Source organism: Melittangium boletus DSM 14713 (assembly GCF_002305855.1).
GTDB classification, from domain to species: domain Bacteria; phylum Myxococcota; class Myxococcia; order Myxococcales; family Myxococcaceae; genus Cystobacter; species Cystobacter boletus.
Genome location: NZ_CP022163.1, coordinates 5343411 through 5358242 on the forward strand (window position 1 = coordinate 5343411; position 14832 = coordinate 5358242).

Here is a 14832-nt window from a genome sequence, read left to right on the forward strand (position 1 = left end):
CATCCCCTTGGTCTGTCATGGAGCAGGCCAGAAGGAGAGGCTTCGGCCCGGCGGGACGAGCCAGACTTTCTCGAGGAACCCCACCGCGCCCCGGTCCGCGGCATCGTGGCGCACCGTCGCCAGCTGGACTCCGAGGAGCAGCGCGAGCGTCACTCCTCCCGCCACCAGGGGTGATGCGCCAGGCCGCTTGCCCTCCGATCTCACGAGCCGCGCGAAGACCCAACCACTCACACCCAGCAGCGGGGCGAGCAGGAGGACGCCAGCCAGCGGGTTGGAGAGTCCCAGCAGATTCAAGACATTGGGCGGCAGGTAGCCCGCCCGCAGCAGCGGCATGGCCAGCCCGAGGAAGACGTTGGACACATCGTCCGGGACATAATTGACGAAGGTGGCGAGGCCCGTGATCACGATGGACGCGGTGCACAGCGCCGCGGCGACCCCTGTCCAGATGGGACGCTCGAGCTGGCGCAGCCGCTCCAACACCCGGGCGACGGGCAGCAGCAGGAAGGGCACCAGCCCCGTCAGGTGGCGAGGCCCCGTCGTCCAGCCCCAGGAGTCATACGAGAAGGAAGACGTGAAGTAGGTGTACCCGGCGAGCAGCGCCACCACGAGCCATGTGTGCATCCGCCACTCCCCGCGGCCACGGGCCTCGCGTCCCAGGAGGAACAGGCCGGGCAGGGCGAGCAACAGGAAGGGGGACAGGGTGAACAGGCCCCGGAGGGGGGAGAAGAAGGACAGGGCGAAGGCGCGTGGATCCGGGTAGCGGATGCCCAGGAAGCCGCCGAGGTGCCAGGGCTGGTAGGCCGCGTCGTTGAGATGCTTGTAGCCGCTCTCCAGCGGATGGCCGAAGGCCGCCTGGTGGTAGAGCATCAACCCCACGAGGAAGGGCAGGGCTCCGAGCAGCGCGAGCCCCACCCCGCGTCCCATCCGGCTCCAGCGGGCACGGGCGGGCTCTTCCCGCCACACCACGGACAGCGTGGCGTAGAGCACGAGCCCCAGCACCCCGAGGGCACCGGTGTACTCGGCGGCCACCGTGGCGCCCGCGCAGGCACCCGCCACCGCGTAGCCCCATTCCCGCCACTCGCCTCGCGCCACCCGCCACAGGGCGTAGAAGCCGCCGAACAGCAGCACCGCCGTCGTCTGATGGCTCATGAAGAGCAGCGAGTAGCTGAACGCCAGCGAGCCCAGCCCGTACGTCACCGTCACCGCGTCCGCGACCTGGGGGGACACGTACTCGCCGAGGAAACGGCGCACGAGCCTCAGCAGCAGCAGCGTGGGCAGGACCGTGAGGAGCAACCGGCTGAAGAAGACGAGAGGAACCTCGCGCACCGCATGGAGGAAGCCTCCCGCCGCCACGCGCATCACCGCGTAGAGCGGTACCGCGGCGAAGGACAGCAGGGGGGCCTTGGATGGGTAGTACCTGCCGTCCTTGACGGACAGGTCACCCACGTAGCCAAAGTCCTGGAGCGCCCGGTTGATGTCGAGCGTGCCGTACTCCACGAGCGCTCGCGTCTGCCACAGCCGGCACAGCTCGTTGGGTGAGCGCAGGCCCGGGTGGTAGGGGAACAAGAGGACGTACAGCGCCACCAGCGCCGCGTACACCCCGCGCGGCGCGGGCGAGGCGTTCACAGCGCGTCGCTGCCGCGCTCTCCCGTGCGGATGCGCACGGCCTCGTCCACGGGCAGGACGAAGATCTTCCCATCGCCGATCTTCCCCTCGGCGCCCGAGCGAGCCACGCGCACGATGGCTTCCACCACCTGCTCCACGAGGTCGTCGTCCACCACCACCTCCACCTTCACCTTGGGCTGGAAGTCCACCACGTACTCGGCGCCCTTGTAGAGCTCCGTGTGGCCCTTCTGCCGACCGAACCCCTTCACCTCCACCGCGGTGAGACCGTGCACGCCCACCTCATGCAGCGCGTCCTTCACATCATCCAGCTTGAACGGCTTGATGATGGCTTCGATCTTCTTCATTCCGCACCTCCCGTGGCCCGCGCCACGGCGAAGAGGCTCATTCCCACCGGCAGCTTCACCCGGCTCTCCGTCCGGGCCAACAACGGGGCGAGCCGGTCATAGACCTTGAGTTGGAACTTGGGCACGGAGCGGCGGCGCATCACCCGGCTGTTCATGAACCAGCCGGGAATGCCCACCAGGTTCATCCATTCCAACCGCTCCACCTGGAAGCCGTTGCCCTCCAGCACCTGGCGCAGGCCCTCCCGGGTGTAGCGCCGGTAGTGGCCCACCGCCTCGTCGATGCTCCCGAAGAGCTGAGGCAGGGCCGGCACCAACACCACCACCCGGCCCCCTGGAGGAAGAATCTGCCGGAAGCGGCGCACCGCCGAGGCGTCATCGGGGATGTGCTCCAGCACGTTGGACAGCACGATGGTGTCCAGCCGCTCGGCCTTGAGGGCTTCCCAGTCCGCCAGCGCCACGTCCGACAGGTACGGCCGCACGTGCGGCTTGCCCCGGAACTTGTTCTTCAGGCGGTCCACGTAGAAGCGGTCCACCTCGAGCGCGATGAGCAACTCGAGCCCGGGCTCCAGCTTCTCGGTGATGGTGCCGATGCCCGCGCCGATCTCCAACACGCGCCGGCCCAGGTGCTCGCTGAAGCGCTGACCCAGCCAGGCGTTGTAGTTGTTCGCGCCATCCATGCGCTCGAGCGTGGTGTAGCCCTCGTGCTGGTTGTCCGCGTCGTCGCGCACCGTGGCGTAGCGCACGAGCGTGCGCAGCCGCGACATCTGCGAGGCGATGGGAAGGTGCGGCGTCGTCTCCAACCCCACGGGCACTTCCGCCAACCGGTAGAGCTGCGCCGCCAGCTTCACCACGATCTCCGCGTCCACCGCGTCATCCTCGCTGGTGAGGGACACGGACTTGAGCGCCTCGGTGCGAAAGGCCCGCTGGCCGCAGAGGGGATCCGCGAGGGTCACGTCCGTCACGAAGCGGGTGACGTGGCCCATGGCCCGCTCCGCCAGCAGCGTCGCGTCGAGCCCCGCGTGCGAGCGGTGACCGAACACCGCGTCCGCCTGATCCTCGCGGATGGGACGGCACAGGGACTCGCAGGAATCCAGGGAGTAGGCCGTGTCCGCGTCCTGCAACACGGTGATGTCTCCCTTCACGTGGTCGAGCGCTGCGCGGATCGCCGCGCCCTTGCCGGGCACTCCAGGCAGGACGTGCACGTTGGGCGCGGAAGGCGCCTCCAGGAGGCCATCACCGACGAGCACCACCTCGGTCCCTTCCCGGTGGGCGAGCGCATGGGCGAAGCGCGAGGCGGCGGGAGCGGACTCGGGGTTGTAGGGAATGACGAACGAGAGGGAAGGGCTCACCGCCCCGTGACTACCACACTGCCGGGCACGGACGCGCGCTCCGGCGCCTGATGCGGTGGAAGGCCCGTGGGTGGGCACCCGGAAGTGCCGGGTTTTCGCTATTCCCGCCCGAGAATCCGCCCCTGGCCGTCGATGGCGTATGTCGCGCCGACGTCGAGCAGGATGTAGCCCGGTCCACACGCACGCAGGTCAGGGGTGAACTCGACGAAGAAGAGGGTGTCACTGACCTGGAGCACGCTCGTCTGGATGTACTCCCAGCGAGCCAGACAACTGTCCGGGGGCTGCAACTTCTCGGGGCGGATGCCCGGCGGACGGTAGTCGTCCATGGCGACCTTGAGCGCGGCCATCATGGGTCCGGTGAGCCGCACGCCCTTCTCCATGGAGTCGGGAAACCGCACGGCGGCGGCCTCCTCGGGAGAGGCGCGTTCGGCCGGGCGGTGGCGATAGATGCCAAAATAGCCGCACCCGTTCAGAAGTCCCGCGCAGCACAGCAGGACGGGGAGGAATGATTTCATGGGGCTCGTCCCGCTCACGGCAGCCAATCCTTCCCCTCGAACATCTCCAGGTCGCCCGAGTCGTTGGTGACTTTCGCGATGGGTACCCATTCGCCCTCTCGCAGGGCCGACACGTGGCGCGAGAAGTTGTTGTAGGCGTAGGCCCGGCACTCGCCGGTCCGCTCCCGGAAGAACATCAACAGATTGCGATCGAAGACCTGGCCGGTGCTCTTGTCGGCGAAACGGGTGGGACTCCAGGTGGTCGTGATGCCGAGGTCCCGCCGGGAGAAACGCCGGTTGTGGGGGTGGGTATGGATGCCGCCCAGCACGATGTGATCCGGGTGGAGTGCATCCTCGACGGAGCGGGGCAGCTCACAGTTCTTCGTCTCCGTGTCGAGGCTGCTCTTGATGTCGGAGAGGTAGCTGAGGAAGTAAGCCTTTTGCCCAGGGGAGTAATAGTACAGGGCGCAATACTCGGAGCCGTAGATGCCATTGGAGGCGCCGGGCTCGTTGGTCATCAATTCGCAGGCGTTGGCCGCCAGCTCTTCCAGTTTGGGAAAGGGTCCCGCGAGCGGCCCCTCGACCCGGAGCAGACCGTTCTCCATCCGCTGCACCTTCACGTGCGGATTGCTCGCGCAGCCTTCCATGCCACCCAGAAGGCCCAGCAACACCCACGCGGCCCGCCGCCAGCCCGTTCCGGGCACGCTTGCTCCGCGTTGTTCGCGCCTGGTCTTCATGTCGGCCGCGCCATGCTGACGAATCCCCTGAAACGGGTCTTCCGGATGAAAGCCGAAAGACATGTCTTCACGGGAAAAGTAGCAGGGGATTCGTGGAGGCGTCAATAAATGTCCCGGCGTAGCAGGTAGTTTCTGATGGCGATCACCTATCAGGTCGATCCTTTCTCCCTGCGTCTCCGTCCAGGCGCGGAGCAGGAAGGGAATCGGAGTTTTCCCGTCGCGTATGACCCTTCGGGAGAACGTGAAGGATGTAGGGGGTAGGCCAACGCACGAAATGGGCACTGAGGGCGCAAGCCGAGTGGGCAGGTTCCGGATCCGACGTCCAAGCGCGTCCCTGGAAGCTGAAAGCATGGAACATGCTTTACACCATGTTGACCTCCAACGTCATGTCATTCGGTGTGACATTGGAGGTCATGTCTCCTCACCTGTCCGTTCCTGGATTCAGTGGGCCGGGGAGGTGGTGGCCTCCGCGCGACGCATGGGCTGGGCCTTGCCGTACGTGAGCGAGCGCCATACCCACTCGGCGGGGCCGAAGCGGAAGCGCGCCAGCCACCAGTGGCTGAATGCCACTTGGAGTGAGAACAGGCAGAGCGTGAGGGCGATGCTCGCGGCGGGCCCCACCTTGCCCATGAGTCCCAGGCCGATGCCGTAGTACACGAACAGGCCGAGCATGCTCTGGCACAGGTAGTTCGTCAGGGCCATGCGGCCCACCGGAGCGAGCACCCGCAGGCGCCGGGTCCAGGTCTCGCGGTGGAAGAGGAGCACGAGCCCCGAGGCATAGAAGGCCGCGAGGCCCAACTCACCGAGTTGCCGCACGGGGATGAGCAGCAGTTGGGACGCGCCCTGAGGCGAGAGCACCTTCTGGCGCACCAGATGCTGCGCCACGAGTCCGATGATGCTGGCCACGCCTCCCACGAGGAGGCTCCAGCGCAGCAGCTTGCGGAAGAAGGGCAGGTGCTGGGCCGCGTCGTGGAAGAGCCGCCGCCTTCCGGCGAGGAATCCCAGGAGGAACCGGCCGAAGAGCGCCCCGAGCATGGGCGGCATCCCCCGGATGAAATCGCCGAAGTAGTAGGAGACGTTGGTGCGCACCACCTCGACATAGGTGCCGCTCATGAAGACGCGCCCCCGCTCCACCTGGGCCGCCTCTCTCCGGGCCATGGCCTCCCGGGCCACCTCTTCCGCGCCGCCCGGATTGCCCGCCAGCAAGGGGGGCAGCCACCGCATGGCACTGGCGACGAGCGGGGGGAGCACCAGGATGAGCACGACGGCCCAGATGAAGAGCGTCTTGTCCGAGCGGCCGCGGAAGAGCAACAGCAGGAAGCCCACCGTGGCGTAGGTGGTGAGGATGTCGCCGTACCAGAGCGCGGTGAGGTGCACGCCCCCGATGAGCAGCATCACGCACAGCCGCCGCACGTAGAGGGGGACGACGGATACCCCCCGTGACTCGGCCCGGAGCAACTGCACGGAGAAGCCCAGGCCAAAGAGGAACGAGAACAGGGAAATGAACCTGCCGGAGACGAGGGCTCCGAAGCCGTGAAGGGCCACCTGGTCCCACCAGGGCGCTGTCTTCAGGGCGGCCAGGGCTTGTTCACGGGGCACGAAGACGCGCCCCGTGAACCACACGAAGGTATTGGAGACGAAGACGCCTGCCAGCGCGAAGCCGCGCAGGACATCGAGCAGCACGATCCGGTCGGTGGCGTCGATGGGACGGGCTTCGGCCTGGGGGAGGGGAGGCGCGGGGGCTGGGGTCATGCCTCCGGAAGGCGGCCGGAACACACCTCCCCTCCCGCCTATTCCGAACGGAGGCTCTGTCTTCCGATTGCGTCCTGGACATGGGTGTCGCTAAAGCAGCCCCCCATGGCCCCCAGCCTCCTCGATACCTTCCGCATCCTCTCCTCGTTCGATCCTCCGCGAGGCTCGCTGCGCGAGGCTCCCTGGGAGGCGTATGTCGACTGGGCCATCGCCCAGGGCCTGGCGCCCCTCGCCTCCTACAACCTGGAGTACCGCCTGCCCGGCGCCAACGCCCCGGAGTGGGCGAGGGACCGGCTGTTGAGCATCTACTCGGGCTCGGTCAACGAGAACGTGATGAAGCTCGTCAACTTCAAGCAGTGCATGGACGAGCTCGAGGGCCGTCAGGTCCTGATCCTGGGAGGCGCGTCCTTCGCCGACACGCTCTACCCCCATGTGGGCTTCCGCCCCGTGTTGGAGATCCAGACGCTCGTGCGGCGCATGGACGTGGAGGGCTTCAGTGGCTACCTCGCCCAGCACGACTTCCGTCCGGAGCCCCAGGAACCGCTCCACGGCGCACAGAAGATGTTGTCCGATGGCCGCACCCCCATCTACGTCTACGCGGACGTGCTGGGGGCCTCGCGTCAGGCCGAGCTCAAGGAGGTCTTCGCGCGCGCCCGGCCCATGAAGATGTATGGCCCGTCCGTGTTCCGTCCGGACCTGGAAGACGCGGTGTTGCTCGTGTGTCTGGAGCAGGCGCGCGAGGGCTATCAGCTGCCCTGGTTGTCCTTCGTGGACCTGCGCGAGCTGGTGCTGGGGGCCCCGGCGATGGGCGGTGTCTACTCGCGTCCCCTGGACGTGGCGGTCCTGCTGGAGCGGGCCCGCGCCTGGCGGCTGGAGCGCGCCCTGCATACGTCGCTGTCCATCGTGGCGCGGCTCTTTCCCGAGACGGCTTCCCTCGTCCAACCCGCGCTCCCCCCCCTGCGCCGCGCCACGCGCGAGCTGCTCGAACGGCTCGTCGTCCTCCCGGCGAGCGAGCCCGGCAAGATGCGTCATCTGCGTGGCTCGGAGCGCCTGCGGAGGCTCCTGACCGGACAGTGAGGCGCGGGGAGTGCACTACACGACCCTTCCCCTGGACATGGTTCCCGGCGTATGAGCGCCGTTGGACCTCGGACCCCAGGACGCGCGCATGCACATCGCCATCATCGGAACAGGCTACGTGGGACTCGTCGCGGGAACGTGTTTCGCGGATTCGGGAAACGACGTCACCTGCGTGGACATCGACGCGCGGAAGATCGCCCAGCTCCAGCGGGGCGAGGTCCCCATCTACGAGCCCGGCCTGGAGGAGCTCATCCGCAAGAACACGCGGGACCGGCGCCTGTCCTTCACCACGGACCTGGCCGCCGCGGTGGCGCCCGCCCAGGTGGTGTTCATCGCCGTGGGAACCCCCGAGGGCGAGAGCGGGGAGGCGGACCTCCAGTACGTCCTGGCCGCGGCGGAGCAGGTGGGCCGGGCCATGCGCCATTACACGGTGGTGGTGGACAAGAGCACCGTGCCGGTGGGCACCGCGGACAAGGTGCGGGAGACGATTTCCCGCGTGACGCAGGTGGAGTTCGACGTCGTCTCCAACCCCGAGTTCTTGAAGGAGGGCGCCGCCATGGACGACTTCTTCAAGCCGGACCGGGTGGTGATTGGCGCCGAGTCGGAGCGGGCGCGCAAGATCATGGGCCAGCTCTACGCCCCCTTCGTGCGCACGGAAAACCCCATCCTCTACATGGACACGCGCTCGGCGGAGCTCACCAAGTACGCCGCCAACGCCATGCTCGCCACGCGCATCTCGTTCATGAACGACATGGCCGCGCTCTGCGAGAAGGTGGGCGCGGACGTGGACTTCGTGCGCAAGGGCATGGGCGCGGACAAGCGCATCGGCTACCCGTTCCTCTTTCCTGGCGTGGGCTACGGCGGCAGCTGCTTTCCCAAGGACGTGAAGGCGCTCGTGGCCAAGGGGCGCGAGCTGGGAATGGAGTTGGATCTGCTCCGGGCCGTGGAGCGCACCAATGAGCGGCAGAAGCGGCTGCTCGTGAACAAGGCGCTCAAGCACTTTGGCTCGCTGGACGGACGCACCTTCGCGGTGTGGGGTCTGGCCTTCAAGCCCAAGACGGACGACATGCGCGAGGCGCCGTCCATCGAGGTCATCGAGGGCCTGTTGGCCAAGGGCGCCAAGGTGGTGGCGCATGATCCCGTGGCCGAGCGCACCGCGCGCCGCGTCTTCGGCGACCGCATCCGCTACACCCCCGTGCCCTACGAGGCCCTGGAGGGCGCGGATGGGCTCTTCGTCGTCACCGAGTGGAACGAGTTCCGCCATCCGGACTTCGAGCGCATGAAGGCGCTGATGAAGAGCCCCGTCATCCTCGACGGCCGCAACATCTACGATCCGTCGCGGATGCAGGAAATGGGCTTCGCCTACATGGGGCTCGGCCGGCGTCAGTAGCCATGTTCGATCGGGTCCCGCTCATCGATGTTGGCGCGCTCGTGGATGGGGTGTCGGGGCGCGCCGCGCGTCGCTCCGTGGCCGAGCGGATCGGCGCCGCATGCCGCGAGAGTGGTTTCTTCTACGTCGTGGGCCATGGGGTCGGCGCCGGGCTCCAGGCTCACCTGGAGACGTTGAGTCGCCGTTTCTTCGCGCTCCCGGTCGACGAGAAGATGGCCATCCGCATGGCACGGGGCGGCGCCGCCTGGCGTGGCTATTTTCCCGTGGGCGGTGAGCTGACGTCCGGCCGTCCGGATCGCAAGGAAGGCCTCTACTTCGGCTCTGAATTGGGACCCGAGCACCCCCTCGTCCGGGCTGGCACGCCGCTGCATGGCCCCAATCTCTTTCCGGAGGAGCCCCCGGGTTTGCGGGAGGCCGTGCTCGACTACATGGCCGCGTTGACCCGCCTGGGCCATTCGCTGATGGAGGGCATCGCGCTCAGCCTGGAACTCGAGGACGACTACTTCGCCACGCGCTACACGGCCGACCCGCTCGTGCTCTTCCGCGTCTTCAACTACCCGCCCGGGCCCGGCACCGCCGAGGACGGGCGGCCCGCCTGGGGCGTGGGGGAACACACCGACTATGGGGTGCTCACCCTCCTCAAGCAGGACTCGGCGGGGGGACTCCAGGTCAAGTCGCGGGATGGCGGCTCGGTGCGCTGGGTGGATGCGCCTCCCATCGACGGCTCATTCGTCTGCAACATCGGAGACATGCTCGATCGCATGACCCGGGGCGTGTATCGCTCGACCCCTCACCGGGTGCTGAATCGCTCGGGACGGGATCGCTTGTCGCTGCCGTTCTTCTTCGATCCGGGCTGGAGCACCGAGGTCCGTCCGATCGACGCGCCAGCCCTCGCCCAGGCCTCCGCTCCCGAGGATTCCACCGAGCGCTGGGATGGTCGGAACGTCCACTCCCTCCAGGGCACTTACGGAGACTATCTGCTCGGCAAGGTGGGCAAGGTCTTCCCGGAGCTCCGGACCCAGGTCCTGTGAGCCACCGCATGCGCATCGCCTTCATCAGCCAGAATCCGGAGTACCGCGCGTTCGCGGAGCGCCTCGCCGAGAGACTGTCCGCCCATTCGGTGCTCTTCCAGCAGGTCCCCTCGGAGCTGAACCTCGAGGGAATCCAGGCCGTCATGACGGCGGGCACCCGCGTGGGCCGGAACGTGCTGGAGCAGCCCTCGGTCGGGTTCATCCAGACGATCGGCACGGGGTTCGACAACGTGGACGTCGCGGCGGCCACGGAGCTGGGCGTATGGGTCGCGAACCTGCGCGCCAACGTGACGGGCAACGCCGAGTCCGTGGCCGAACATGCCATCCTGCTGTTGCTCTCGCTCTCCCGCCGACTGCGGCTCGCCGAGGAGGCCTTGAGGCAGGGGCGGTGGGCCACGCCCACGGGCTCGTCCTTGTTTGGCAAGGTGGCGTGTGTGGTGGGCCTGGGTGACATCGGGAGCCTCCTGGCCACGCGGCTCCAGGCCCTGGGCATGCGCGTGATGGGCGTGCGCGAGCACGCGGACAAGGGTGGCCCGGAGGGGGTCCAGGTCTTCGGCGCGAACGCGCTGCATCAGGCCCTCCGGGAGGCGGATTGCGTCGTGCTCGCCGCGCGTGCCGGCGAGCACAACCGCGACCTCCTGGACGAGCGCGCCATCGCGGCGATGAAGCGGGGCGCCCTCCTCGTCAACATCGCGCGCGGCAGCCTGGTGAAGCTGGAGACGCTGGAGTCCGCCCTTCGCTCGGGACAGCTCGGCGGAGTGGGTCTGGATGTCTTCTGGGAAGAGCCCGTGGACCCCCGGCATCCGCTCCTCCAACTGCCTCAGGTGGTCGCCACCCCGCATGTCGCGGGCGTCACCGATGTGAACCTGGCGGGCAGCCTCGAATGGGCCGCCAGGAACCTGGAAGCCTACGCTCGGGGTGAGCGGCCCCACTTCCTCGTCAACTCACCGCGAAAGCCCCGCTCGCCCCTCACCTGAGTCCGGGCGTTTGGCTCATCAGCGCGCTCCGCTGGCCGAGCCGCCGGGAGGCGACGGGAGCCGAGGCTCGCTCACTGGCTTCCTCCTTCTCGCCGCCGCCCAGGTCGAAGGACGTGGCGTACCAGGCCGCGAAGGTGACGGAGTTCGCGAGCGACACGTCCTCACCTCGGCGCAGGAGGAGCTCCGCCCCGACGGAGAACTGGTGGTTCTGCTCCTCGTCGAGCGAGAAGCAGATGCCCGGCAGCAGCGACAGCTCGGCGCCCAGGGAGCGCTCATTCGAGAAGGGCGCCACGGCGGACACCGCCGGGTTGAGCTCGAAGTACACGCTGAAGCGCTCGGAGAAGTGGTACTCCGGCGCCACCATGGCGAAGACGGTGGCCGTGCGCAGGCTGCCCGAGCCCCACTCGAAGTCCGGCCGTGCCCCCGCGTTGAGCATCAAGGAGACGTTGCCCCAGCTCAGGTTGGTGTGGAGCTCTCCTCCGAGGATGAATCCGTCCCCGGGCGTCAGCATCAGGCGCAGCGCCAGCGCCGTCTCCTCGCCCAGGTGGTAGCGCGGAAAGACATCCAGCATATCGAACCCCGTGCCCTCGGCGCCCGCGATTCCCCACACGCCGACATACACGTCCCAGGCGTCTCCAAATCCCGTCGAGGCGTAGAGCGACGGGTAGGTGGTCCGCGCATCGCCGGAGACATAGAGGAGGGGCACGAGTTGCAGCGTGCCCGGTGCCGTCTGCTCGCCCGGCCAGGGGGTGATGGGATCCGCCCAGGCGCCTCGCGACGGGGCGAGCAGGGCGACGAAGAGACACCACGTGCACCAGGAAGAGGTCTTCACGTGCGTGCGCTACCGCGCCAGTCCGCAGGCTTCCTTGCCTGGCTCGGTCTGGAGGATGTCGCACGTGGTGCGGTCGTCCGGATCGATGGTGCAGGTGTCGAGCTTCGCCTCGCACGCGGCGAGATCCGCGTCGGTGGGCTCGATGTTCCGCTCCCGGTCCGCCACGTCCTGTAGACAGGCGGTGCGCTGGTACTGGTCGACGCAGTCGCAGAACCGCTCCGACAACTCCCGGCAGGGGCTCTTGCAACCGGCGAGGACGAACAACGTGGCGAAGAGCAGGGGACGGGCGGCGGAGCGGCGCATGAGGGTCCCGAAGATGCCAGATGGCGTTCGGGATGCAAGCAATGCCCTTCCCGTCTAGGGGTGCATCGCCTCCGGGGTGCTCACGTGACGGTAACCATGGTCGATCACCAAGGGAGCCACCTGGGGGGATTCGAGCGCGATGAAGTCCTCGACGCTCATCTCCAGGGCATCCTCGTGTGAGCCGGCCCGGAAGAGCAGATCCTCCGCCGCGCTCAGGTTCTCGTCGAGCAGGACCGGGAGTCCGTAGAGCTGGCCGAAAGGCGGCTCGGCGCCGGTCTCGCATTCAGGGAAGTGGCGGGTGAACTCCTCTTCGGTCGCCAGCCGGACTTCCTCGGTGCCAAGCAGTTCCCGCAGCTGGTCCAGGTCCAGGGTGTCCGGCGCGGGAATGAGGCAGATCCAAAGCTGCTCATCCGCCTGGATGATGACCGACTTGGCCATGCGGTAGCCCGTGATGTCGAGGGCCTGGGCCACTTCCTGGGCCGTCACCGCGCGCGGATGCCGGTAGGGGATGAACTGCGCGTTCTTCTGACGGAGGTAATCCTGGATGGGTTCGGGAATCATGGCGGGCATCTCCTTCCAGTCAGAAGGTGGGGGCACTCGCCACTGGGAGCCACGGGGAACCGGACGCGTGCCGCCCATCCGGGCGAGCACACGCACCGGAGGGCACGTCACTTCTGGAAGTCGTAGACGCTGCCCAGGCGCAGCAGGCGCGTCAACTCGTCGAGCGCCGTGAGCGTCTCGCGCGCCAGCTGGGGATCTCCCAGGTCCTGGGCCCGCAGGTCCTCGCGGTAGTGCTTCGTCACCCAGGCGGCGAGCGTCGTGTGCAGCTCGGGCGTGTAGAAGACGTTGGCCTTCACCGCGGCGCGCTCGGTGTCGGTGAGCCATACACGCTGGCGCAAGCACGCCGGGCCGCCGCCATTGTTCATCGACTGGCGCACGTCCAGGTAGTGCACCTGCTTGACCGGGTTGTTCTCCGCCACCACGCGCTCGAGGAACCGCCGCGCGGGCTCCGTCTCCCGGCTCTCCTCCGGCGCCACGATGGCCATGGTGCCATCCGGCAGCGTGAGCACCTGGGAGTTGAACGGATAGGCCTTCACCGCGTCCTTCGCGGGCAGCTCCTCCTGGGTGGCGAGGGCATAGGTGAAGCCCTCGCCCAGCCGCTCGCGCAGGGTCCGCAGCAGGCCCGGAGCATCCACGAAGGCGAGCTCGTGCAGCATGAGGAAGCCCCCGTTGCCCACCGCGAGCACGTCCGTGTGGAAGGCTCCCGCGTCGATCCCCTCGGGGGCCTGCTGGGGCAGCAGCACCTGGGCGGGGTCGAGCTGGTGCAGCCGCGCCAGCGCCTGGCTGGCCTCATACGTCTGCCGGGCGGGAAAGCGCGTGGGGTGGCGCACGTCGTCCCGCCACGCACTGCGGCCCCAGGCGAGCAGGTGGATGGCGCGATGCCCCGGGGTGGCGAGCCGCGTGTGGTTGGCCGCACCCTCGTCCGCGAAGTGCCCGCCTCCTGGCAGGGGCGCGTGGACGGCGAAGTGCCGCTCATCCGCGAAGATGGCGCCGAGCACCGCGTGCGTCGTCTCCGCTTCCAGCGCCCGGTGGAACATCTGCTGGAGGTTGGCCGGCGTCAGGTGCATGCGCCCGTCCGCCGTGTCCTCGGAGGGCGCTCCCGTGGCGGCGTTCGCCGTCCACATGGACGCGGCGCTGGAGGTCAACCGCAGGAGGTGATTCGCCTCGCGGGCGGCCCGGGTGATGATCTCCTCGTCCGTGCCGGTGAATCCCAGCGCGCGCAGCGCCTTGAGCGAGGGCCGGGGTTGGGGGGGCAACACGGCCTGGCCCACGCCCAGCCCCGCGACGAAGCGCATCTTCTCCAGGCCCTGGAGGGCCGCGGCGCGGGGATGGCTCACCTCGCCGCCGTGGAGGGAGGAGGCCAGGTTGCCGGGCGAGAGGCCGCCGTAATTGTGCGTGGGGCCAACGATGCCGTCGAAGTTGTATTCGCGCATGGGGTATGGAAACGCTCGTGGAGCGTCCTCCCTTAGCAAAACGCCTCAAGCGCTTCCTTCGCTACCTGCTCGTTCGTGGGGTACTGGGCTTCGTGAGCGCCCTGCCGTTGGGGTTCGCCCGGTGGCTCGGCGCGGGCTTTGGCCGGTTCGCCTTCGCCGTGGCCGGCGGCGAGCGGCGCAAGGCCTTGAAGTCCCTGACCCGGGCCTTTCCGGAGAAATCCGACGCGGAGCGTCAGGCGCTCGCCCGGGCGTCCTTCCGCCACCTGGGCATGGCCGCCTTCGAGGTGGGGGCCACCACGTCCCTGGACGCGAACCTGGAGCAACTCGTGCGCTGGGAGGCCGCGGACCGGGCCGTGCTGGAGGCGGCGCTCGCGCGAGGCAAGGGCGTGGTGTTCGTCTCCGGCCACGTGGGCAACTGGGAGCTGCTGGCCCGGCGCATCGCCCGCGCGGGCTACCCGAGCCAGAGCATCGCCAAGGAGACCACGGACCCGAGGCTCACCGCGCTCGTGGAGCGCTTCCGGGCCCAGGGCGGGGTGCGCAGCATCTGGCGCGGCCAGGACGGAGCGGCGCGCGCCATGCTGCGGGCCCTCAAGGCCGGGGAAATCCTCGGGCTGCTCATCGATCAGGACACGCGGGTGCAGTCGCTCTTCGTGCCCTTCTTCGGTGAGCTGGCGGCCACGCCCCGGGCGGCGGCGGACCTGGCCCTGCGCACGGGCGCGGCGGTGATGGTGGGCTTCTGCCAGCGCGAGGGCGACGGCTACCACCTGTGGACCGAGGAGGTGGCGTGGCCCGCGGGGCCGGACCGCGAGGCGGATGCACTCGGCCTCACGGCGGCCCTGTCCGCGCGCATCGAGGCGGCCATCCGCCGCGCTCCCGAGCAGTGGGTGTGGATGCACCAGCGCTGGAAGACGCGGCCTCCGGCTTGA

Annotated in this window: 15 protein-coding genes; 5 read left to right on the top strand and 10 right to left on the bottom strand. The window is 68.5% G+C overall.

Features of this window, described 5'->3' with window-relative positions; all coding sequences use genetic code 11:
* Positions 1 to 15: 15 nt before the first annotated feature.
* The 6 genes from MEBOL_RS22515 to MEBOL_RS22540 form a co-directional block, all read right to left on the bottom strand.
* Positions 16 to 1626 (bottom strand): hypothetical protein, encoded by a 1611-nt coding sequence (locus MEBOL_RS22515; RefSeq protein ID WP_095979381.1) that lies wholly within the window; start codon positions 1624 to 1626, stop codon positions 16 to 18.
* The gene (locus tag MEBOL_RS22520; protein ID WP_095979382.1) at positions 1623 to 1970 is read right to left on the bottom strand and encodes a P-II family nitrogen regulator; all 348 of its coding nucleotides are present in this window, start codon (positions 1968 to 1970) and stop codon (positions 1623 to 1625) included. The genes MEBOL_RS22515 and MEBOL_RS22520 overlap by 4 nt, the downstream gene beginning before the upstream one ends.
* The gene (locus tag MEBOL_RS22525; protein WP_095979383.1) at positions 1967 to 3319 is read right to left on the bottom strand and encodes a bifunctional glycosyltransferase/class I SAM-dependent methyltransferase; all 1353 of its coding nucleotides are present in this window, start codon (positions 3317 to 3319) and stop codon (positions 1967 to 1969) included. The genes MEBOL_RS22520 and MEBOL_RS22525 overlap by 4 nt, the downstream gene beginning before the upstream one ends.
* A 98-nt stretch (positions 3320 to 3417) precedes the next feature.
* Entirely contained in the window at positions 3418 to 3834 is a 417-nt protein-coding gene (locus MEBOL_RS22530) for a hypothetical protein (protein WP_095979384.1), read from the bottom strand.
* A gap of 14 nt (positions 3835 to 3848) precedes the next feature.
* Entirely contained in the window at positions 3849 to 4550 is a 702-nt protein-coding gene (locus MEBOL_RS22535) for a hypothetical protein (protein WP_245918744.1), read from the bottom strand.
* A gap of 441 nt (positions 4551 to 4991) precedes the next feature.
* Positions 4992 to 6302, bottom strand: a complete 1311-nt coding sequence (locus MEBOL_RS22540; RefSeq protein ID WP_095979385.1) for a DUF418 domain-containing protein — start codon at positions 6300 to 6302, stop codon at positions 4992 to 4994.
* A gap of 105 nt (positions 6303 to 6407) precedes the next feature.
* Here MEBOL_RS22540 and MEBOL_RS22545 point away from each other — a divergent pair, with 105 nt between their 5' ends.
* The 4 genes from MEBOL_RS22545 (at position 6408) to MEBOL_RS22560 (ending at position 10777) form a co-directional block, all read left to right on the top strand.
* Positions 6408 to 7379, top strand: a complete 972-nt coding sequence (locus MEBOL_RS22545) for a nucleotidyltransferase family protein (protein ID WP_095979386.1) — start codon at positions 6408 to 6410, stop codon at positions 7377 to 7379.
* A gap of 88 nt (positions 7380 to 7467) precedes the next feature.
* Positions 7468 to 8769, top strand: coding sequence for a UDP-glucose dehydrogenase family protein (locus MEBOL_RS22550; RefSeq protein WP_095982932.1), 1302 nt, complete (start codon positions 7468 to 7470; stop codon positions 8767 to 8769).
* Positions 8770 to 8771: 2 nt separating this feature from the next.
* On the top strand, positions 8772 to 9800 hold the full coding sequence (locus MEBOL_RS22555; RefSeq protein ID WP_095979387.1) for an isopenicillin N synthase family dioxygenase: 1029 nt from the start codon (positions 8772 to 8774) through the stop codon (positions 9798 to 9800).
* 8 nt (positions 9801 to 9808) lie between these two features.
* The gene (locus tag MEBOL_RS22560) at positions 9809 to 10777 is read left to right on the top strand and encodes an NAD(P)-dependent oxidoreductase (RefSeq protein ID WP_095979388.1); all 969 of its coding nucleotides are present in this window, start codon (positions 9809 to 9811) and stop codon (positions 10775 to 10777) included.
* Here MEBOL_RS22560 and MEBOL_RS22565 read toward each other — a convergent pair.
* From MEBOL_RS22565 to astB, 4 genes are all read right to left on the bottom strand, one after another.
* Positions 10770 to 11609: a hypothetical protein gene (locus tag MEBOL_RS22565; protein ID WP_095979389.1), complete on the bottom strand. Its 840-nt coding sequence runs from the start codon at positions 11607 to 11609 to the stop codon at positions 10770 to 10772. The genes MEBOL_RS22560 and MEBOL_RS22565 overlap by 8 nt on opposite strands.
* A 9-nt stretch (positions 11610 to 11618) precedes the next feature.
* Positions 11619 to 11912: a hypothetical protein gene (locus MEBOL_RS22570; protein WP_095979390.1), complete on the bottom strand. Its 294-nt coding sequence runs from the start codon at positions 11910 to 11912 to the stop codon at positions 11619 to 11621.
* 54 nt (positions 11913 to 11966) lie between these two features.
* Positions 11967 to 12473, bottom strand: coding sequence for an aminoacyl-tRNA deacylase (locus tag MEBOL_RS22575; RefSeq protein WP_095979391.1), 507 nt, complete (start codon positions 12471 to 12473; stop codon positions 11967 to 11969).
* Between the two features lie 107 nt (positions 12474 to 12580).
* Positions 12581 to 13906 carry an N-succinylarginine dihydrolase gene (gene astB / locus MEBOL_RS22580; RefSeq protein WP_095979392.1) on the bottom strand — a complete coding sequence of 442 codons (1326 nt, stop codon included), beginning with the start codon at positions 13904 to 13906 and terminating at the stop codon, positions 12581 to 12583.
* 5 nt (positions 13907 to 13911) lie between these two features.
* On the opposite strand from astB, the gene MEBOL_RS22585 reads away from it, so the two are divergent.
* Positions 13912 to 14832 (top strand): lysophospholipid acyltransferase family protein, encoded by a 921-nt coding sequence (locus MEBOL_RS22585; protein ID WP_179956283.1) that lies wholly within the window; start codon positions 13912 to 13914, stop codon positions 14830 to 14832.

Coding starts and splice junctions, on each gene's coding strand:
- MEBOL_RS22520 (WP_095979382.1), bottom strand. CDS start 1,970: ATGAAGAAGATCGAAGCCATCATCAAGCCGTTCAAGCTGGATGATGTG.
- MEBOL_RS22530 (WP_095979384.1), bottom strand. CDS start 3,834: ATGAAATCATTCCTCCCCGTCCTGCTGTGCTGCGCGGGACTTCTGAAC.
- MEBOL_RS22535 (WP_245918744.1), bottom strand. CDS start 4,550: ATGAAGACCAGGCGCGAACAACGCGGAGCAAGCGTGCCCGGAACGGGC.
- MEBOL_RS22540 (WP_095979385.1), bottom strand. CDS start 6,302: ATGACCCCAGCCCCCGCGCCTCCCCTCCCCCAGGCCGAAGCCCGTCCC.
- MEBOL_RS22545 (WP_095979386.1), top strand. CDS start 6,408: ATGGCCCCCAGCCTCCTCGATACCTTCCGCATCCTCTCCTCGTTCGAT.
- MEBOL_RS22550 (WP_095982932.1), top strand. CDS start 7,468: ATGCACATCGCCATCATCGGAACAGGCTACGTGGGACTCGTCGCGGGA.
- MEBOL_RS22555 (WP_095979387.1), top strand. CDS start 8,772: ATGTTCGATCGGGTCCCGCTCATCGATGTTGGCGCGCTCGTGGATGGG.
- MEBOL_RS22560 (WP_095979388.1), top strand. CDS start 9,809: ATGCGCATCGCCTTCATCAGCCAGAATCCGGAGTACCGCGCGTTCGCG.
- MEBOL_RS22570 (WP_095979390.1), bottom strand. CDS start 11,912: ATGCGCCGCTCCGCCGCCCGTCCCCTGCTCTTCGCCACGTTGTTCGTC.
- MEBOL_RS22575 (WP_095979391.1), bottom strand. CDS start 12,473: ATGATTCCCGAACCCATCCAGGATTACCTCCGTCAGAAGAACGCGCAG.
- astB (WP_095979392.1), bottom strand. CDS start 13,906: ATGCGCGAATACAACTTCGACGGCATCGTTGGCCCCACGCACAATTAC.
- MEBOL_RS22585 (WP_179956283.1), top strand. CDS start 13,912: ATGGAAACGCTCGTGGAGCGTCCTCCCTTAGCAAAACGCCTCAAGCGC.